This is a genomic window from Paractinoplanes polyasparticus (assembly GCF_019710575.1).
In the GTDB taxonomy this organism is placed as follows: Bacteria; Actinomycetota; Actinomycetes; order Mycobacteriales; family Micromonosporaceae; genus Actinoplanes; species Actinoplanes polyasparticus.
This window is the reverse complement of the sequence record NZ_JAHWFK010000001.1, coordinates 758,353-772,840: the sequence shown is the minus strand read 5'-3', so window position 1 is coordinate 772,840 and position 14,488 is coordinate 758,353. Positions and strand designations below refer to the sequence as shown.

Genomic DNA, 14,488 nt, shown 5'->3' with positions numbered 1-14,488 from the left:
TGCCAACGTTTCACTGCTTTTAGGTGAGTCGTTCCACTGGCACGAGCTCAGCCCAGTCGACGCCGGCTTTCTTGAGGATCGCCCTGGCCGACTCCAGCGACAGGAACTGGATGGCGACGCCTTCGTGGACGACCTGTAGCCACTCCTGGTCGCGCTGCCGGACCGTCTCGACGCGCCACTGACCGTCGGGTGTCTGCATCGCCCCGAGGATCTCCACGCCTTGACCGTACGACGTGCCTACGATGCCCGCATGAGCGACGACGAAGGCATGCCCGACGAGGTGACCGCCTGGATCCAGGCTGAGGCCGACCGGCACTTCGGCGGGGACTTCGGCCGGGCCGCCGGGGCGATCCTGACCGCGGCGTGGCGGCGGGAGCAGGAACCGCAGAATCCGTGGGCGGAGCAGGAGGAACGGCTGCGGCAAAGGCGCGGGGTCTGACGAAGCCCCTCGTTGCCACGCGAGGGGCTTCATGGGAGATGCGGCCCGGGCCAAGACAGCAGGTCGCCCGGATTCGATCGTAGACGACGAAGCCCCGCTGCTCGGGTGTGAGCGCGGGGCGGTCGTTCGGCTCGTTCAGTTGCTGCCGGGTACCTGGACCGCTGCGATCGCAACGCGACAGGACAGCGCGAATTCACGTAGCTCTTCGCGGTCGGCGTCTCGCAGCTCACGATCGGTCAGGATGAGCAGGCTGCCGACCATGCCGGCGGCGATGGCCCGGAGCTGATAGGCGGCGGACAGTAGATCGCTCACTGCCCGCTCCCGTCGCCGACCCGCAGCACCCGGGCCTCGGCAGCCAAGACTTGGTCCACGTAGGCGTCGTCGAGCCGGGAAGCGCCGCTCCAAGTGCTGCGCCAACTGTCACTGCTGGGTCCGTATCGGAAGAGCGCCTGTACGCCGTCTGCGACGACGCTGCCGACCGGCAGGTCCGCTGCCCGAGGGACGGTCACCACGCCCACTCCCGCTCGTAGTCGACGCCGGCCGCCGTCGTCTCGGTGACGTGCACCCCGAGTGCACCCATGCCGCGCTTCGACTCCTTCTCGAAGGCGAGCCGGGCAATCACGTCGTGGACCTCCTGCTCGGTCAGTGGCGGCATGATCGAAGCGGACACCTCGACAGTAAAACGCTGGGTGCGGATGTCGCTCATCGCGCCCACTCTGGTGTCGCGTCACCCTGGTAGTGCTCGCGGACCAGCTTCTGCAGCTGCTCGGCCAGCCGCCACGCGTTCTCGGCGGTCAGGTGCATGGCGGCCTGCACGGGCGGCCGGACGCCACTGCGCATGTCCTCGTAGGCGCGCAGCCAGATGTGCGGGCCGCTCGCGGCGCTGGACTCGGACACCTCGACGTGACCGCCGTACTCGCTGGGGATATCGGGCAGGAAGTCGAAGCCGCGGTCGCTGGTCTCGGCGGTGAGGTGGTCGGTCATCGGTTCTCCTCGGAGCTTTCGATGCGGGTCAGAACGTAGCCGGACACGACAGCTTTGGGTCCGCAGGTGGCGCACAGGCCGACTGTGGAGCCGTCGTCAGCGGTCGCAGTGAACACGGCGGGGAAGCCGCACGTCATCGGCTGGAACTGCGGCAGGGAGTGATCTGGGGCGGCGCAGCGCAGGCCGGTCACCGGTCAGTCCTCCATCAGGCCGTACACGACCATGGTCAGGGCGTTGTAGGCGCCAGGGATCTGCAGCGGGTCGGCGTCGAGCCGGTTACCGACCTCACGGAACAGCGACATCAGCTCGCCGACGTTCAGCTCCACCCACAACTCTGTGTCGCCACGCTCCCGCCGGGTCACCTGGACGTTGTCGCCGCCAGTTGCCAGCTCCATTAGCGCCGGAAGGTAGGGCGCGTCGATCACAGCGGTGATGCCTGAGACATCGTGGTCCTCGTCAAGGTGGATGGTGGTAATCCTGAACGGCTTCATCGTGCTTCCTCCAGTTCGGCGACGCTCAGCCCGTCGCAAGGCTCAAAGTCGTGGTCGTCGACAGTCCAGCCGCACGGCCACTCGAACACCCGATGCCCGCAGTAGTGCTCGAAGTCCTCGGCGGCGTCCGGGTGATGGAACGGGTCCAGACAGACGTGGGGGAGGGTCACGGCGACTCGGCCCGGGTCAGAGCGTCCGCCCCGTCGTCGGTCAGGTGCAGCTGGGCCGACTCGTTCTCGTCGTCCGGCCGCATCGCGTCGATGTAGTCGGACATCCACAGCCAGTCCAGCCGCTCGCGTGCCTCGTCATCGACCAGGTTGCCTTCGAACTCGAAGCCACGAGAGCTGATGTAGATCTCGCCTTTGCGGACGGCTTTCAGGTCGAGGATCTGGAAGTAGTTGAGCTTCACGGTCAGTCCACCTCCGGCCGGACACCGGTGAGCTGCTCGATCGCGTCGCAGATCTCCCACCGGAAGCCGATCAGCGCCGGATCCTCCAACATGCGGTACAGGGCGGCCGGGTCCTGCGAGACAGGCGCCGGCACAGTGGGGCGAGGGGTGGCGGTGACGGTCACGACTTTGCCTCCACCGGCTCGTGCTCCTCAACCGGGTTGCCGCAGCGGTCGCAGTCGTCGGGGTATCGCGGATCAGGCACGTGAGCGTGCGGCTTCACTTTGCAGTCGTCACACACCAAGACGCCGGACCCGCTGTACCACTCGCTGATGTTCACGGTCTCGTGCCGAGCTTCCTGCTCCGACGGCCAGTGAGGTGTGTAGTCATACTCGTGCTCCTTGCCGCAGTCGTCGCACTCGGCGATGTAGCAGGTGACCTGTTTGACTCCCATGTCAGTTCTCCTCGGTCGTGGCGGTCAACAGTCCGGCCCGTTCCAGCGCCTCAGCGGCACGCTCGGCGACCGGCCAGTCCATGCGGCAGCCCAAGTCGTTCGCCACCCGCTCACGGGCGTCCGGCAGGTCACGGCCGCCACGCAGGAAACCGGACCAGAACAGCGACTGCGCGATACCGGCAGCCCGCTCCTGTCGTTTGAACGTGCCCGTCACGTACGGCTCGATCACCCGGGCGGCGTCGAGCTGGAGCTGGGCGCGCTCAGCGTCGGTCAGAACCTTCATCACTGCTCCTTGTCCAGGTCGAACTCGGCGACGAGCAGCTCAGCCAGCCGCGCCGGGGGCAGCGCCTTGTCGGCGTTGGTGCGCTCCACGAACGCGGCGACGTCGACGGCAAGAACGCGGGCGAGCGTCTTCGGTGCCCGCGCATGCCAGGCAATCTCACGTCCTAGTCGGCTTGCTGGCATCGCGTTATCGCCGTCGATCTCGCGGATCACCTCGGCGATGTCGCTGACGGTGCGGGCGGTGGTGGTCACAGCTCCTCCAACCAAGCAGCTAGCCTCGGCGTGAGGGGACCCATCGATCGCTCTTGGTTGCCCTCCCCGATATAGGCGGTCACCTGACCGTTGCCGTCCACGCTGATGTCGATGCACTCGTCACCCATCTCGGGATCTTCACCGGTCGAGTAGCGCGGGTACCCGGCCTCGACCAGCTCGGCCCAGATGCCCGAACCCACTCCGGCAGTGGTGTCGCCGTTCTCGTCTACCTCGTCGATTCGGTCGTCTGGGAAGACGATGAGGGCCCGGTCAGTCATTGCGTTCCTCCTGGTGGAATAGGTCGGGCTCGCGGCGGATCCACAGCGTGCCGTCGGGGTCTTCGTGCAGTTCGCCGTCGCCGATCAGCGTGTCGACGACGGTCTTCAACGTGTGCGAGTTCGGCAGCACACCGAAGTGGCCGGCCAGCTCGAGGCGGGTGGAGTGGCCGGCGCGGATGGCGGCCTTCACCGACTCGCGGGTGATTTGCTGGACGCTCACCGCGCCGTGACCTCACCGGTCTTGCGGTTCCAAGTGATGTGGCCGTGGTGCTCAAGGTCGTTCAAGGCGCGGCGCAGGAACTCGTTGCCGGGGTCGACTTCGAAGTAATCCTCGAGCTCGCCGCGGCTGACGTAGCCCTTCCCGATCGCGGCGAGCACGGTGACCGAATTGATGTGCGCTGCGCTCACCGCTCGGCCCGCTTCATAGCCTCGGTCACCGTGATGCCGTTGCAGGTCATTCGCGGCGCCTGCTCCTCGGCCAGTTGCAGCGCGGTCTGCTCGTCGAAGCGGTTCCTGCCCAGCCAGTCGTCGTCACGATTCGACGGGGAAGGCTCGTAGTCCCATTCCCAGCCGCCGTTCCCGTCGGTGCCGAAGCAGAACGGACCTGAGCAGACAGCCCACCGGTCTTCGCCGCGGTAGGACACGGTGATCGCGTAGTGCTGGTAGTTGATGTTCCCTTCGGGCAGGGCGCAGATCGTGTACTCGGTGATCACGCCGCCACCTCCCGCTGCTGGGCCAGCAGGACTTCCAGCTCGGCGTAAACGGTCCGGTCGGTGATCCCCGCCTCACGCAGCCGCTGCCAGATCGGGCCGGCCACCTGGTCAGCGAACGCGTCCTGGTCGCAGGCGTCGCCGTGCACCGAACACGACCAGCCGGACTGCGAGCCGTTCGGGATGTGCTCGCCGATCACGTCGAACACCCAATGCCCGCCCTCGGTCTCGAGGAGGTTCGCGGACAGGGCAGGCGACCTGCGGGCCAGGGACGTGGACCCGGCAGCGCGGGAATGCAGCAGTGACAACGACACCGAACAGTGGTCGTCGCCGACCTGCCAGAAGTGGTAGGTGCCGTTGTCGGCGGGGGAGGTGGTGTGCGAGCAGGTGGTCATCGGATTCCCCTGGCCATGCGGTCGGCAGCACTCAGCCCCGCGAAACACCTGCAGGTGGTCACGGTCAGGCTTGGGGCCCTCCCAGCGTGTTCCGCCAAGGCTTGCTCGCAGGCTCGGGAGTAGATGCTGCCGTCGCAGTAGCCGTCGTGCCCCTTGGATCCCGCCCGGCGCTCCGACTCGGCGGACAGGGCAGACAGGAAACCGAACGCGGTCGCGCCGAGCGGCGAAAGTTGAGCAGGGATCGACTCGCGGAGAGCTCTCAGAGTCTCGGCGTACAGATCGTCGTCGGACAGGGCGGTTAGGTCGGTGGGCATCAGACGAACACCTCCGTGAGCTTCTTGCGGATCTCGGCGGCGTAGTGCTCGCAGGCGCGCTGCCAGCCCACACCGATCGGGTCGCGCTCCTCACCCCCGTCGCCGGAACTGTCCTCGGCAAGCTCGTCGGCCAGATCGGTCAGGAACGTGTGCAGGGCGGCAAGCTTGGTGGCGGAATCCATCAGGACACCTTCTCCGGCATTGCCTCGCGGCCGTCGTTGTCGCGCTCCAGTTCCAGATCGCCGAGGTCCCGGCTCCACTCCTGCCCGTAGCCGGAGCAGTGGATGCAAAGGCTGCTGCTCGGCGCTTCGTCGAAGGCCTTCTCGATGGCCTGCTCGCGGGCTTCGTCCTCGGGCAGGTCGTCAGCGACTTCAACCGTCACGGCGACGCTGGCGCCGGTCTGCAGGTACACGCGGTACTTGGTCATGGCGCTCCTCAAGCGGTTGATTTTGTACCCACAGTCTACGCGTTTGTAGCCACAAAGGAATGACCCGTGCGGGTACTCATGCCGTTCGTGTAGCCACAAGCGCTAGGCTGATCACATGCCGGAACCCGACACCCACACACCCATCCAGCGACTCCGAGCACCGGCAGAGCGGTGGAAGCGCTTCGGTGAAGTCGTGGGGAATCGGGGCAGGTCGGCCGAGCTCAACGCATACATGGAAGCCCGGATCGGCGGCAGCGAACCCCAAGCCCTATTCGGTGCGCTTATGCGCTGGATCGCGGCGGACCCGGCAGCAGCGCTGTCGGCACTCGCGCCATACGTACAGAAGGAAGCCCCGCCCGCCTCCACGAAGGAGAGCTGAGCGGGGCCATCTGGTCAGTGCCGCGTGTCGACGTGGACCTCAACGGCTTGCACGGTGTCCTCGAAGTGCCCGCGGTCGCTGATCCGGTCACCGCACGGGCACACCCCGAACGCGCCAACCTCGTCGTCCTGCACGATCTCCACCACAGTTGCGCCGTCGTCCGAGGCAACCAGCACCTGGGCCATCAGCGATAGCCCTCACCCGCGCCGGCGCAGAACTCGTCCGCCACCGCTGCCAGATCCTCCGACGCACCCTCGATCAGCGGCAGCACATCGCGCACGTCCCGGCCCTCACCGATCACCTTGTCCAGCGTCTCCCGGTAGATCCGCTGCTGCGTCTCGGTCAGATGATCCAACCTTCTGCCCATCACCGTGCGCCGGGCCCGGCGGTGCGGCCCTTGTACGGGCGGTTGAGGGCGCCGGCCAGTTCGCTGACCGTGTGCGGGGTCGGCTTCCACTCGCGGCGACAGTTCAGCCAGTGCTGTTGTACGTTGCTCATGAGAGCCTCCTCGGGGGTTTACAGGGCCACGCACCGCCTCGACAGCTACCGCGCGGCCCTTCTTCATGTCGGTCATCGGTTCGGTCGCTCCAGCCGGATTCTCCAACTGCCCGTCGAGGCGGCATCGGTGACCGGCACCCCCTGCGGCTCCCGCTCAATGGCATCCAGGTCGGCGTCGGACAGCACCACCGAGGGCTGCGGCGCCGGGATCCGGTCCGACGACCACACCCGTTTGGTGAACAGGAAGACCCGCCGGCCCTCACTGTCCGGCAGCGCCACCGTCGCCCGGCCCTCACGCAGCTTGTCGAAAGCTGCCCGGAACAAGGTGATCGTTGGGGCGCTCACTGCGGGTCCCCGATCAGGGAGCGGATCGCCTCGTCGAACGAGGTGAAGTGCGGGCAGCGTTCGATGACCTCACCGATCGCGTCGTTGTCGTCCATGAACGAGCGAGCCTCGCGCGGGCCCACCACCCAGTCGTCCCGGGTCGCCGCGAAGATGTAGTGGTCGCCGACGTAGGCGTCGTACAAGCCGATCTGCACCCGGCTGTCATTGCGGTAGGCGCTCACTGGGCCGCCTCGACCGTCAGGATGTTCTCCGGCCGCAGCTCGATCGAACTCGCCGCTTCGATGTCGACCGTGAACACGCCGGCGGTCCAGCCGATCACCGTGCCGCGGACGTCGTTGTGAGCCCAGTAGGAGCCCGTCACCGTGTCACCGATGAAGATGCGCCGCCCGTCGGGCAGGACCGTCGACTGGCGGTAGGAGGGGAGAAGGCTCACGACACCACCCCGGCCAGGATCCGGTCGGCCCGCTCATAGCAGTCAGCCCGATCCTCCGGCTTCACGTCGCCGCAATCCCACTCCTGCGCGCCGGCATCCTGCTCGGCCGCGTTCAGGGACACCTCGGGGCCGTACGGCTCCACGACGTACAGGTGTCGGGCGAGGTCATCACGGTTCGTCGGGTAGGTCACCGGGTCGCCTCCATCCGCACAGTCCAGTCGGTGGTGCGAAGTGTGTTCGCGACAACCAGGCCTTCCGGCCGCCCCTCGATCAGGTCCAGGTCGGCGGCCGACAGAACAACCTCGGCGTCAGACCCGGGCAGCGGGCTGTACGGCCCACCCGCCGCAACGAGGCGCACGGAGTGGCCGAGCCCGCGGTCGAAGGTGTGCCCACCGTTGCGGAGCACTGTCATCTGCTCCGAGGTCAGGGTGATGGTGCGTTCGCTCATGCCAGCAGCGCCTTGATCGCGGCCTCGGCTGACTCGAACCCGATCGCCGGCCCCGATTCGGTCATCACCAGGTTGAGGTGCTCGCCGGTGTAGATGCCCCAGCCCAGCGCGTCGTTCGGCAGGATGCGGAACACGCCCTGGTCGGTGGTGACCTCATGCCCGTCGGCGCCGAACGGCTTCACACGGGAGTCGCTCAGAATGCTCATGGCTCTCTTTCTCGGTGATCAGTGCGTCTGAACAACCGCCAAGCCCCGCAACCGAAGCTGCGAAGCAAGGCGACAGTTCAGGCGTCGGCCTGCTCGCGTTCGTCCTCGTCCGAGGCCTCGGACTGCGGCTCGTCGAGGTCGTTGCGGAAAGCCGGCTTGAAGTTCGGGTCACGCGTTCCGAAGTCGGCAGGCAGCGACCGGTCGAACGGTTCTCCGGGAGTGGACATGGATGTTCCTTTCTCGGTGATCAGGTCTGACCAGCCGCCACGACGCCCGTACCTGTCGGGCGCCATAGCGGGCGGTCAGGCGTAGAACCAGTCGATGCCAGCACGGGACTGGAGGACGGAGTGAGCGCCTGAAAACCTAGATTCTTCGAGTTCAAGGAATCCCTTGTCGCGCAGGATGTCGAATGCCTCGCATGTCTTGCGGCTCAGCCGCTGGCTGTCCCCGCCGGTCACCTCGTAGCTGTTACTGGTCGCGTCGTAGCTGACGTTGCTTCGGTCGAGGACCTTCCACGCATCGCGCAAGGCGTCTTCCTCGCTCTTGTTCCAGAAAGCCATGTCTTGTCTCCTGCTTCTCGGTGCAGTCCGTCTGACCGACCGCCAGGAACGCCCAGCCCGGGGGAATCCGGCGCGGGAGGCGCGCAGGCTGGGCGTCCTGGGAGTGGGTCAGACATGGGCGGTGTCGAACGCATGGCGGACCGCGGTGATGGCCCAACGCATCCGGGCAACCGCCAGTTCGGGGTGCTCACCGAACTCCTGCGCCACCACGGCAGCGCAGGCACGGCGGGTGAACAACGCCTGCTGCTCGGTCACAGCCGCACGGACCTGCATGCCCGACGGGGAGGCCGAACGCTGCAGCGGGGTGCAGAACAAGGCCTCGGCGCGGGCGTCGTCAACGGCGCTCACCGGGCCACCTGCTCCCGGTCACCGGCCCACTCGCATTCCGGGCAGAACAAGATTCCACCGCGGTCGTCGAGGATGGCCCGGTCGTTCGGGCAACGCTTCACCCGCACCCGTTCGCGGCCCTGACCGTCGTAGATGTAGCGCCGGCCGGTGGACTCGTAGGCGCGCTGCGGCTCCGTCACGTCATCACCGGCTCAAGCTCGGTGGCGCCACAGTTCGGGCAGCACCGCCCGCCGCGGTTGTCGTACTCGGTCATGGCCAGATCACAGGGCAGGCACACCGGGATGCCCTGGTGGCCGTCCCACTCGCGGACCAGGCCTTCCGGGTTGATGGCCCGGTCGCCGATGTGCAGGTTCAGCGGGGACGTCCAGGCGTCCACGTAGCGGGTCATGACTGGACCGTCCGGCCGGTGAACGCGTACCCGTCGAAGCCGTCCCACGTGGGCAGCTCGGCGGGGATGGCCTCCATGGCCCGGACGAAGCCGGTGCCCGTTCCCAACTGGACCAGCTCAACGCCCGCAGCGGCACGGGGCCTCGCAGCGTGCCGGCGGCGATCGAGGCGGGTCATCGGACACTCACCGGGATCTGGCGGTCACAGGCGAGAGAGTGCAGGCGGTAGGCGCCGCGAAGACCACGCTGCTCGGGGCACGTCACCAGCAGGGCGACACCCATCGAGTCTTCGACCTGCTCCACGGCGAGCGCGTGACCGAACTGGTCGATCACGGCTTGGGCGGCATCTGCGCTTGCCAGTTCGCGCAACTCGCCACTGCGGTCGAAGGTTGCCAGGCGCATGACGACGACGTCAGCCATCAGGACCACCCCCGCAGGGACTCGTTGATGGCCCGGCGCTCGTCGGCCGAACGGTGCGGGCGATGGACGCGGACCGGGCCTTCGGCGGTCAGCTCGTCCAGGTCGTACTTTGCGGCGGCCGGGACAGCGGCACGGAACGCGGCCAGGGCGGCGTCACGGTCGTCGAAGTCGCCGGCAGCAGGGGCGTAGGTGGCGAGGCTCATCGGTCAGCTCCTAACGGAAGAAGTGGTGGTGCCGCGCAGCTCGTCGAGGAGAGCGAACACCTCGTGCGGGGCGGCGGTAGTCAGGCGTTCCAAGACGGTGACGGCTTCGTCAGCGGTGCCGAGGGCGTTGCTCGGATACCAGCGGCGGTGGTGGTCGACGTCGGCTCGCAGCTGGGCGACGGTTTTCATCGGGCCACCCGCTTGCGCCAGATCTCGTGGTCGTGGCCAGCTTCCAGCGCCCAGCCGCCGGCCGGGTAGCCGAAGTCGTGCAGGAGCCGGTCAGCGGTTTCGGTGTTCCTGCGGGAGCCGTGCAGGAGGATCGACACGGTGTGGGTGTCCGGGTGGATGTGGGCCACCGTGTGCGGAACCAGCCGGGTGCCGCGCAGCGCTTCGACCGCGCGGATCGCCGTGTCGTAGGCGGGGAACTCGCGGCGCCACTGGGCGAGGGTCTTGGCGGTCATCGGTGGCCACCACCGAGGGTCACAATCACGCACTCGGCGACATCGCCACGCCACAAGGCCGAAAGGTCTGCGGCCTTGAACAGGTCGACCATCAGCCAGCCCAGGCCGGGGTGCTCGTGGTTGAACGACCACCACAACTCGACGACAGGTTTGTCGTCATGCCGGTACCGCAACACCCCGGCCCGGTCGAAGTAGGAACCTCCGTGCTCGCGGGAGCCGACGTGGCAACCAACCCAGCGGTCAGTGCCGACAGCCTGCGCGGCTCGCTTGTGGTCGGCGAGGTTGTCCTCACCGACGATGTGCGCGCCTTCCTGGTGGAAGGACACGGCGACACCGGCCGCGCCGAGAGCGGAGAAGGCGTCCATGAGGCGTACGCGGTCGCTCATCGCTGCGCCTCCGAGCTGTAGAAGTGGTCGAGGTGCGGGCCCGGCTTGCCGCAGTCGGCTTCGAACCCGGCAGGAGCGCCTTCGCACACACGGGCTGTGTCGGTGAAGTCGTGCTCGAGGTGGGCGGTGCTGCTGCCGCAGTCGGCTTGGAAGCGGCCGGTCGTGCCGTAGCAGTAGTGGCGGTCCATCACAGGTCTCCGAGGTAGTCGGCGGGGTGGACGAGGGTGCCGGTGACGGCGAGCTGGCCGGCCAGGACCATCGCTTCGGCTTCGTGCTGCCAGGCGACGGGAAGGGGTGCCCCGGCGGAGTAGAAGCAGGTGCCGATGCGCTGCAGGCCGTCGACGCGGGCCAGGTGCAGGCATTCCAGCTGGACATCAGTCAGGTCGGTCATCGCTCAACACCCCACCGTCACGTTGACGGCGGTCATTTCGCTGATCAGCCAAGAGGCCCCGCCGAACGTGATCCGGGCGCACGGGTCGTCCAACCGGGCAGCGATGTTGGACAGCAGGTTCGCGATGTCGCGGCCTGCGACCCGGGGTGTGACCCGAGGGCTCCATTCGTGGACCTGACTGCCAGCGTGGATCTGTAGCCGGTAGGTAGTCATCTCCCCGCGGCGGTCCCAGAACAACTCGCCGAGCTCGGCAAGGGTGGGGTGCTGCGGCCACGGAGTGGTGTGTCCGGCGGCGTGGACGGTGAAGGTCACGGGGACGGTCATCGGACACCTGCCTTCGCGTCCTCGACGGTTTCGGCGAGCAGTGCCACCCGGTCCGCGAGGAGCAGGGCGAGCTGGTCGGCCTCGTGCGCGGTCAGTTCGTACTGGCCGACGTACACGGCGGTGGTGCCGTTGGCGATGAATGCGCCGACCGGCAGGGGGCGACCGTTTCGCTGGGTGAGGTTGACGTCGTCCTGGTAGTGGACGGTGGCGCTGTCGGTGTGGTCGCTGGCGCACCAGGCGGGACAGGTCGGGAGTGTGGTGGTCGTCGTCACGACGGTCCTCCGGAAGTAATTCCGGCCGGCGCTGGGGGATCTCAGCCGCGCCGGCACCGGCCGGGAGTTGATGGCTTGTGCCTACGTCCACCAGACCACTCTTGTAGCAACTTGTAAAGCACTTGTAGACAAATTCAGCTACAGTTGACACGCGAGGTCCCCCAATGGCCCCGGTCACTTCACGTTGGCCGGGGCTTTCGTGTAAAACGATCAAGAAGCTGTCGACAAGTAGCCGACAAGCGCGCTCGCACTTGACGCACGAATGGTGGGACCATCGCAGCGGGCATAACAGCCCGAACACCGAGCGGAAGGACCCGCCATGTTCAACTTCGTCAAGTTCATGTGGAAGACCGGCTCGTCCGGCAACGGCGACTGCCCGAGCATCATGGAGGTCGACGGCGGCTACGTCCTCGTCGGCAAGAACCTCGACGCGGCCACCACCGAGCAGATCCAGGCCGCCGGCCGCGCCAGCAACTCCGGCATCGGCGCCGACGAGACCGCCGTCTTCCTGCCCGCTGATGTCATCGACCGGCTCCGCGGCTGACCATGCGACGCACGCTCACCAACGACGAGTTCGCGCAACAGCTCCGCGACTACACCAGCACCGCGTACCGCTTCGAGCTGCAGTCGTTCTACACCGTCGACGGTGAGCAGGAATCGTTCCAACGGTTCCTCGAGGGACGCCCGATCTCGCCCTACGACGTGGACGAAGATCGGGCGTGGCTCGACATGGTCAAAGCCCACACCGCCGCAGGCAAACGCATGGCTCGGGTCCGCGTGCACGAGGACCCGCCCACCGACTACCAGCGCTGGATGCGCTACCGCGGCGACTTCAACATCACCGCCGGTGAAGCCATCCACTACCTCACCGTTGATCAAGCCACTCAAGCCGGCATCCTCGCCGGTGTCGCCCTGCGCGACTGGTGGTTCTTCGACAACAACCGGCTCATGGTGCTCACACACAACCCGGAGGGCCGGCGCATCCACACAGAACTCATCACCGATGAACCAGAGCTCAAGAGGGCTCGCGCCATGTGGGACCTCGCAGTCCACACGACGCGAGGAGAGAACCGATGACCGACTACCGCGCCGACGAGTCGCAGCCCAAACCGTTCCGGGTTGCCGACCGTCTCCGCGAAGCCCGCGAAGCATCCGGCCTGCAGCAGAAAGAACTGGCGGCCAAGCTGAAGTGGGATCCGGCGAAGCTGTCCAAGACCGAAAGCGGCGCCCGTACCGCCGTGTCCGAGGCCGACGTGCGCGCCTGGGCGAAGGCGACCGGCATGAGCGACGAGGACCGCGACGAAACGCTGGACCTGCTCGCCCGCTTCAAGGCCAACGAGAAGTCTTGGCGGGAACGCATGCGCCACGGCCGGCGGTCGGTGCAGGTCCAGTACAACGAGTTGTATCGGACGCTGATGAGGTTTCGCGCGTTCCAGACGGCGTGGATCCCCGGCATCTTGCAGACCGCGGACTACGCCAGGCAGATCTTCGCCGACCTCAACGAGCTCGACCCGGAAACGCCGATCGACATCGAAGCCGATGTGGAGGCGCGCATGGCGCGGCGGGAGTTTCTCTACGACTCGAGCAAGGAGTTCGACTTCATCCTTACTGAGTCGGTTCTCCGCACCCTCATTGTCGACTCGAAGGTGATGCGGGCTCAGCTGGTCCGGCTGGAAGACTTCCTGGACCTGCCTAACGTGCAGATCGGAATCCTGCCGCAGGGTCGCCGCCTGCACACCGCGCCGCAGAGCAGCTTCGTCCTCTATGACGACATGGCCATTGCGGAAGGGTTCGTCATCGACAACCCGTACCACGGTGCGCAGGCGCAACGGTTCGCTACGGTCTTCAAACGGATGTGGTCGGAGTCCGTCAAGGGCGACGCTGTGCGCGAGGTGATCAGGAAGGCGATAGCCGACCTCCCGCAGTAGCTCGGACGACAGAAAGGCCCGCACCTCAGCGCTGAGGTGCGGGCCTTTCTTCTTTCAAGGTCTGACCTTGACGGCCCAGTAGCCGTAGGCGGAGTCGCCGAAGAGGTTCGGCACCTTCAGTTGCACCTTCGACCCGGCAATGGCCGCCTTCGGCACATCGAACACGACGTAGCCGTCGGCGTGCTGGCCCGTTTTGACCTGGGTGGCGTTGAAATCGGGTCGGTTCTGCAGGCCGCCGGTTCCCCACTCGTGGACCTTGCCGTCCTTCTGCACCAGCTGCAGGTCGCAGGCACAGGTGAATGCCTCACCCTCGGACACGTCCACGCGCAGGAAGACGAGGAGCCAGGCGCCGTTCTGCGGGGTGATGCCGTACTGGTCCTTCGTGCGGATCTCCGCCTTCGACACGGCGTATGTGGCCTTCACGCCTGCCGAGTTCACGGCGAGTTTCTGGCCCAGCTGCACCGTCTTGGGCTCGGCAGGCTTCTTTGCGCCGGCCGCGTCAGCGGTACCGCCCGCCTCGTCGACGGAGGGTCCGGACCCGCAGGCCAAGGCTATGGCGGCGAGCAGGCTCAAGCCTGCAATGGTCAATTTGTTGCGCATGGAGGGGTCACTCCTGCGGACCGGGGCAGTGGACTGGTGTGCGGCTGAGCCCCAGTCCACGAAACCCAGCCGCACCTGCCCAACGGCAGCCAGCGGCTCAGGGGAGTGGCCCGATCGGAGCGGCAGACGTGGACGATCGGCTATCTCTAGCGATGTCGCCTGTTCGCCTCAGCCAGCCTGCAGGCTCCACCATCGGGAGTCTTGTGCGCCGGTAGCCGGCCATTGCGGTTCAACGTGAGCACTCGCGAGCAGTCGGGGCACAGCTGTCCAGCGTGGGGACGTTGACACCTGCGGCCCATGTCGCTGTCGCTGGTAAATTTCGTTGTCCCTGAGCCATCGCATCGCAGCTGTTCGCCGGTGCCGGACCAGCCTGCGCGGTCGGAGCTGTAGTGCCCCGGGAGGGTCTTCACTTTGGTGAGCCGTACGCGCAGGCAGCAGTAACCGCAGTGAGCCATCGACGGAAGCCTCTCGCTAGACCGGTAACCA

The 14,488-nt window shown here is 66.9% G+C and carries 49 protein-coding genes; 4 read left to right on the top strand and 45 right to left on the bottom strand.

Annotation, left to right across the window (positions count from 1 at the left end; genetic code table 11):
• Positions 1–19: 19 nt before the first annotated feature.
• Positions 20–217, bottom strand: coding sequence for a hypothetical protein (locus tag KXC43_RS04030; RefSeq protein ID WP_221374488.1), 198 nt, complete (start codon positions 215–217; stop codon positions 20–22).
• A gap of 33 nt (positions 218–250) precedes the next feature.
• Here KXC43_RS04030 and KXC43_RS04025 point away from each other — a divergent pair, with 33 nt between their 5' ends.
• Positions 251–439 carry a hypothetical protein gene (locus tag KXC43_RS04025; RefSeq protein WP_221374487.1) on the top strand — a complete coding sequence of 63 codons (189 nt, stop codon included), beginning with the start codon at positions 251–253 and terminating at the stop codon, positions 437–439.
• A gap of 135 nt (positions 440–574) precedes the next feature.
• Here the strand turns inward: KXC43_RS04025 and KXC43_RS04020 are convergent, their stop codons facing one another.
• The 43 genes from KXC43_RS04020 to KXC43_RS03815 form a co-directional block, all read right to left on the bottom strand.
• Positions 575–751 (bottom strand): hypothetical protein, encoded by a 177-nt coding sequence (locus KXC43_RS04020; RefSeq protein WP_221374486.1) that lies wholly within the window; start codon positions 749–751, stop codon positions 575–577.
• Positions 748–951 carry a hypothetical protein gene (locus KXC43_RS04015; protein ID WP_221374485.1) on the bottom strand — a complete coding sequence of 68 codons (204 nt, stop codon included), beginning with the start codon at positions 949–951 and terminating at the stop codon, positions 748–750. Before KXC43_RS04015 ends, KXC43_RS04020 begins: the two co-directional genes overlap by 4 nt.
• Positions 945–1,145 (bottom strand): hypothetical protein, encoded by a 201-nt coding sequence (locus KXC43_RS04010; RefSeq protein WP_221374484.1) that lies wholly within the window; start codon positions 1,143–1,145, stop codon positions 945–947. Before KXC43_RS04010 ends, KXC43_RS04015 begins: the two co-directional genes overlap by 7 nt.
• Entirely contained in the window at positions 1,142–1,423 is a 282-nt protein-coding gene (locus KXC43_RS04005; RefSeq protein WP_221374483.1) for a hypothetical protein, read from the bottom strand. Before KXC43_RS04005 ends, KXC43_RS04010 begins: the two co-directional genes overlap by 4 nt.
• Positions 1,420–1,614 carry a hypothetical protein gene (locus KXC43_RS04000; RefSeq protein ID WP_221374482.1) on the bottom strand — a complete coding sequence of 65 codons (195 nt, stop codon included), beginning with the start codon at positions 1,612–1,614 and terminating at the stop codon, positions 1,420–1,422. Before KXC43_RS04000 ends, KXC43_RS04005 begins: the two co-directional genes overlap by 4 nt.
• Before the next feature lie 3 nt (positions 1,615–1,617).
• Positions 1,618–1,914, bottom strand: a complete 297-nt coding sequence (locus KXC43_RS03995; RefSeq protein WP_221374481.1) for a hypothetical protein — start codon at positions 1,912–1,914, stop codon at positions 1,618–1,620.
• Positions 1,911–2,084, bottom strand: a complete 174-nt coding sequence (locus tag KXC43_RS03990; RefSeq protein ID WP_221374480.1) for a hypothetical protein — start codon at positions 2,082–2,084, stop codon at positions 1,911–1,913. The genes KXC43_RS03995 and KXC43_RS03990 overlap by 4 nt, the downstream gene beginning before the upstream one ends.
• A complete protein-coding gene (locus KXC43_RS03985; protein ID WP_221374479.1) occupies positions 2,081–2,323 on the bottom strand; it encodes a hypothetical protein in 243 nt (80 codons plus the stop codon). Before KXC43_RS03985 ends, KXC43_RS03990 begins: the two co-directional genes overlap by 4 nt.
• Before the next feature lie 2 nt (positions 2,324–2,325).
• The gene (locus tag KXC43_RS03980; RefSeq protein WP_221374478.1) at positions 2,326–2,487 is read right to left on the bottom strand and encodes a hypothetical protein; all 162 of its coding nucleotides are present in this window, start codon (positions 2,485–2,487) and stop codon (positions 2,326–2,328) included.
• Positions 2,484–2,756, bottom strand: coding sequence for a hypothetical protein (locus KXC43_RS03975; protein WP_221374477.1), 273 nt, complete (start codon positions 2,754–2,756; stop codon positions 2,484–2,486). Before KXC43_RS03975 ends, KXC43_RS03980 begins: the two co-directional genes overlap by 4 nt.
• Position 2,757: 1 nt before the next feature.
• A complete protein-coding gene (locus tag KXC43_RS03970) occupies positions 2,758–3,039 on the bottom strand; it encodes a hypothetical protein (protein ID WP_221374476.1) in 282 nt (93 codons plus the stop codon).
• Positions 3,039–3,290: a hypothetical protein gene (locus KXC43_RS03965; protein WP_221374475.1), complete on the bottom strand. Its 252-nt coding sequence runs from the start codon at positions 3,288–3,290 to the stop codon at positions 3,039–3,041. The genes KXC43_RS03970 and KXC43_RS03965 overlap by 1 nt, the downstream gene beginning before the upstream one ends.
• A complete protein-coding gene (locus KXC43_RS03960) occupies positions 3,287–3,568 on the bottom strand; it encodes a hypothetical protein (protein WP_221374474.1) in 282 nt (93 codons plus the stop codon). The genes KXC43_RS03965 and KXC43_RS03960 overlap by 4 nt, the downstream gene beginning before the upstream one ends.
• On the bottom strand, positions 3,561–3,788 hold the full coding sequence (locus KXC43_RS03955) for a hypothetical protein (RefSeq protein ID WP_221374473.1): 228 nt from the start codon (positions 3,786–3,788) through the stop codon (positions 3,561–3,563). Before KXC43_RS03955 ends, KXC43_RS03960 begins: the two co-directional genes overlap by 8 nt.
• The gene (locus tag KXC43_RS03950; protein WP_221374472.1) at positions 3,785–3,976 is read right to left on the bottom strand and encodes a hypothetical protein; all 192 of its coding nucleotides are present in this window, start codon (positions 3,974–3,976) and stop codon (positions 3,785–3,787) included. The genes KXC43_RS03955 and KXC43_RS03950 overlap by 4 nt, the downstream gene beginning before the upstream one ends.
• A complete protein-coding gene (locus tag KXC43_RS03945) occupies positions 3,973–4,281 on the bottom strand; it encodes a hypothetical protein (RefSeq protein ID WP_221374471.1) in 309 nt (102 codons plus the stop codon). Before KXC43_RS03945 ends, KXC43_RS03950 begins: the two co-directional genes overlap by 4 nt.
• The gene (locus KXC43_RS03940; protein WP_221374470.1) at positions 4,278–4,673 is read right to left on the bottom strand and encodes a hypothetical protein; all 396 of its coding nucleotides are present in this window, start codon (positions 4,671–4,673) and stop codon (positions 4,278–4,280) included. The genes KXC43_RS03945 and KXC43_RS03940 overlap by 4 nt, the downstream gene beginning before the upstream one ends.
• A gap of 313 nt (positions 4,674–4,986) precedes the next feature.
• Positions 4,987–5,169, bottom strand: a complete 183-nt coding sequence (locus tag KXC43_RS03935) for a hypothetical protein (RefSeq protein WP_221374469.1) — start codon at positions 5,167–5,169, stop codon at positions 4,987–4,989.
• On the bottom strand, positions 5,169–5,414 hold the full coding sequence (locus KXC43_RS03930; protein ID WP_221374468.1) for a hypothetical protein: 246 nt from the start codon (positions 5,412–5,414) through the stop codon (positions 5,169–5,171). The genes KXC43_RS03935 and KXC43_RS03930 overlap by 1 nt, the downstream gene beginning before the upstream one ends.
• 393 nt (positions 5,415–5,807) lie before the next feature.
• The gene (locus tag KXC43_RS03925; RefSeq protein WP_221374467.1) at positions 5,808–5,978 is read right to left on the bottom strand and encodes a hypothetical protein; all 171 of its coding nucleotides are present in this window, start codon (positions 5,976–5,978) and stop codon (positions 5,808–5,810) included.
• Positions 5,978–6,148, bottom strand: a complete 171-nt coding sequence (locus KXC43_RS03920) for a hypothetical protein (protein ID WP_221374466.1) — start codon at positions 6,146–6,148, stop codon at positions 5,978–5,980. Before KXC43_RS03920 ends, KXC43_RS03925 begins: the two co-directional genes overlap by 1 nt.
• Before the next feature lie 11 nt (positions 6,149–6,159).
• The gene (locus KXC43_RS50505; RefSeq protein ID WP_255643343.1) at positions 6,160–6,291 is read right to left on the bottom strand and encodes a hypothetical protein; all 132 of its coding nucleotides are present in this window, start codon (positions 6,289–6,291) and stop codon (positions 6,160–6,162) included.
• A gap of 72 nt (positions 6,292–6,363) precedes the next feature.
• Positions 6,364–6,636, bottom strand: a complete 273-nt coding sequence (locus tag KXC43_RS03915; RefSeq protein WP_221374465.1) for a hypothetical protein — start codon at positions 6,634–6,636, stop codon at positions 6,364–6,366.
• Positions 6,633–6,857, bottom strand: coding sequence for a hypothetical protein (locus KXC43_RS03910; RefSeq protein ID WP_221374464.1), 225 nt, complete (start codon positions 6,855–6,857; stop codon positions 6,633–6,635). Before KXC43_RS03910 ends, KXC43_RS03915 begins: the two co-directional genes overlap by 4 nt.
• Complete coding sequence (locus tag KXC43_RS03905; protein WP_221374463.1) at positions 6,854–7,069, bottom strand: hypothetical protein; 216 nt, start codon at positions 7,067–7,069, stop codon at positions 6,854–6,856. Before KXC43_RS03905 ends, KXC43_RS03910 begins: the two co-directional genes overlap by 4 nt.
• Positions 7,066–7,260, bottom strand: a complete 195-nt coding sequence (locus KXC43_RS03900) for a hypothetical protein (protein WP_221374462.1) — start codon at positions 7,258–7,260, stop codon at positions 7,066–7,068. Before KXC43_RS03900 ends, KXC43_RS03905 begins: the two co-directional genes overlap by 4 nt.
• Entirely contained in the window at positions 7,257–7,517 is a 261-nt protein-coding gene (locus tag KXC43_RS03895; protein ID WP_221374461.1) for a hypothetical protein, read from the bottom strand. The genes KXC43_RS03900 and KXC43_RS03895 overlap by 4 nt, the downstream gene beginning before the upstream one ends.
• Positions 7,514–7,723, bottom strand: coding sequence for a hypothetical protein (locus KXC43_RS03890; RefSeq protein ID WP_221374460.1), 210 nt, complete (start codon positions 7,721–7,723; stop codon positions 7,514–7,516). Before KXC43_RS03890 ends, KXC43_RS03895 begins: the two co-directional genes overlap by 4 nt.
• Positions 7,724–7,800: 77 nt before the next feature.
• The gene (locus KXC43_RS03885) at positions 7,801–7,950 is read right to left on the bottom strand and encodes a hypothetical protein (protein ID WP_221374459.1); all 150 of its coding nucleotides are present in this window, start codon (positions 7,948–7,950) and stop codon (positions 7,801–7,803) included.
• Positions 7,951–8,025: 75 nt separating this feature from the next.
• Entirely contained in the window at positions 8,026–8,283 is a 258-nt protein-coding gene (locus KXC43_RS03880) for a hypothetical protein (RefSeq protein ID WP_221374458.1), read from the bottom strand.
• A 108-nt stretch (positions 8,284–8,391) separates the two neighbouring features.
• Positions 8,392–8,631, bottom strand: a complete 240-nt coding sequence (locus tag KXC43_RS03875) for a hypothetical protein (protein WP_221374457.1) — start codon at positions 8,629–8,631, stop codon at positions 8,392–8,394.
• Positions 8,628–8,810, bottom strand: coding sequence for a hypothetical protein (locus KXC43_RS03870; protein ID WP_221374456.1), 183 nt, complete (start codon positions 8,808–8,810; stop codon positions 8,628–8,630). Before KXC43_RS03870 ends, KXC43_RS03875 begins: the two co-directional genes overlap by 4 nt.
• Entirely contained in the window at positions 8,807–9,019 is a 213-nt protein-coding gene (locus KXC43_RS03865) for a hypothetical protein (protein ID WP_221374455.1), read from the bottom strand. Before KXC43_RS03865 ends, KXC43_RS03870 begins: the two co-directional genes overlap by 4 nt.
• Entirely contained in the window at positions 9,016–9,195 is a 180-nt protein-coding gene (locus KXC43_RS03860) for a hypothetical protein (RefSeq protein ID WP_221374454.1), read from the bottom strand. Before KXC43_RS03860 ends, KXC43_RS03865 begins: the two co-directional genes overlap by 4 nt.
• Positions 9,192–9,437, bottom strand: coding sequence for a hypothetical protein (locus tag KXC43_RS03855; protein ID WP_221374453.1), 246 nt, complete (start codon positions 9,435–9,437; stop codon positions 9,192–9,194). The genes KXC43_RS03860 and KXC43_RS03855 overlap by 4 nt, the downstream gene beginning before the upstream one ends.
• Positions 9,437–9,640, bottom strand: coding sequence for a hypothetical protein (locus KXC43_RS03850; protein WP_221374452.1), 204 nt, complete (start codon positions 9,638–9,640; stop codon positions 9,437–9,439). Before KXC43_RS03850 ends, KXC43_RS03855 begins: the two co-directional genes overlap by 1 nt.
• Positions 9,641–9,643: 3 nt before the next feature.
• Entirely contained in the window at positions 9,644–9,829 is a 186-nt protein-coding gene (locus tag KXC43_RS03845; RefSeq protein ID WP_221374451.1) for a hypothetical protein, read from the bottom strand.
• Positions 9,826–10,101, bottom strand: coding sequence for a hypothetical protein (locus KXC43_RS03840; protein WP_221374450.1), 276 nt, complete (start codon positions 10,099–10,101; stop codon positions 9,826–9,828). Before KXC43_RS03840 ends, KXC43_RS03845 begins: the two co-directional genes overlap by 4 nt.
• Complete coding sequence (locus KXC43_RS03835) at positions 10,098–10,487, bottom strand: hypothetical protein (RefSeq protein ID WP_221374449.1); 390 nt, start codon at positions 10,485–10,487, stop codon at positions 10,098–10,100. The genes KXC43_RS03840 and KXC43_RS03835 overlap by 4 nt, the downstream gene beginning before the upstream one ends.
• Complete coding sequence (locus tag KXC43_RS03830; protein WP_221374448.1) at positions 10,484–10,675, bottom strand: hypothetical protein; 192 nt, start codon at positions 10,673–10,675, stop codon at positions 10,484–10,486. Before KXC43_RS03830 ends, KXC43_RS03835 begins: the two co-directional genes overlap by 4 nt.
• On the bottom strand, positions 10,675–10,878 hold the full coding sequence (locus tag KXC43_RS03825) for a hypothetical protein (RefSeq protein ID WP_221374447.1): 204 nt from the start codon (positions 10,876–10,878) through the stop codon (positions 10,675–10,677). Before KXC43_RS03825 ends, KXC43_RS03830 begins: the two co-directional genes overlap by 1 nt.
• Before the next feature lie 3 nt (positions 10,879–10,881).
• On the bottom strand, positions 10,882–11,202 hold the full coding sequence (locus tag KXC43_RS03820) for a hypothetical protein (protein ID WP_221374446.1): 321 nt from the start codon (positions 11,200–11,202) through the stop codon (positions 10,882–10,884).
• Positions 11,199–11,474 (bottom strand): hypothetical protein, encoded by a 276-nt coding sequence (locus KXC43_RS03815; RefSeq protein ID WP_221374445.1) that lies wholly within the window; start codon positions 11,472–11,474, stop codon positions 11,199–11,201. Before KXC43_RS03815 ends, KXC43_RS03820 begins: the two co-directional genes overlap by 4 nt.
• Before the next feature lie 319 nt (positions 11,475–11,793).
• Here KXC43_RS03815 and KXC43_RS03810 point away from each other — a divergent pair, with 319 nt between their 5' ends.
• Genes KXC43_RS03810 through KXC43_RS03800 form a run of 3 tightly spaced genes read left to right on the top strand, consistent with a single transcriptional unit; the run spans position 11,794 to position 13,402 of the window.
• A complete protein-coding gene (locus tag KXC43_RS03810; RefSeq protein WP_221374444.1) occupies positions 11,794–12,018 on the top strand; it encodes a hypothetical protein in 225 nt (74 codons plus the stop codon).
• Between the two features lie 2 nt (positions 12,019–12,020).
• Positions 12,021–12,551 (top strand): DUF6879 family protein, encoded by a 531-nt coding sequence (locus KXC43_RS03805; RefSeq protein ID WP_221374443.1) that lies wholly within the window; start codon positions 12,021–12,023, stop codon positions 12,549–12,551.
• Positions 12,548–13,402: a helix-turn-helix domain-containing protein gene (locus KXC43_RS03800; protein ID WP_221374442.1), complete on the top strand. Its 855-nt coding sequence runs from the start codon at positions 12,548–12,550 to the stop codon at positions 13,400–13,402. The genes KXC43_RS03805 and KXC43_RS03800 overlap by 4 nt, the downstream gene beginning before the upstream one ends.
• A 54-nt stretch (positions 13,403–13,456) precedes the next feature.
• Here the strand turns inward: KXC43_RS03800 and KXC43_RS03795 are convergent, their stop codons facing one another.
• On the bottom strand, positions 13,457–14,002 hold the full coding sequence (locus tag KXC43_RS03795; protein ID WP_221374441.1) for a DUF4352 domain-containing protein: 546 nt from the start codon (positions 14,000–14,002) through the stop codon (positions 13,457–13,459).
• Between the last annotated feature and the right edge of the window lie 486 nt (positions 14,003–14,488).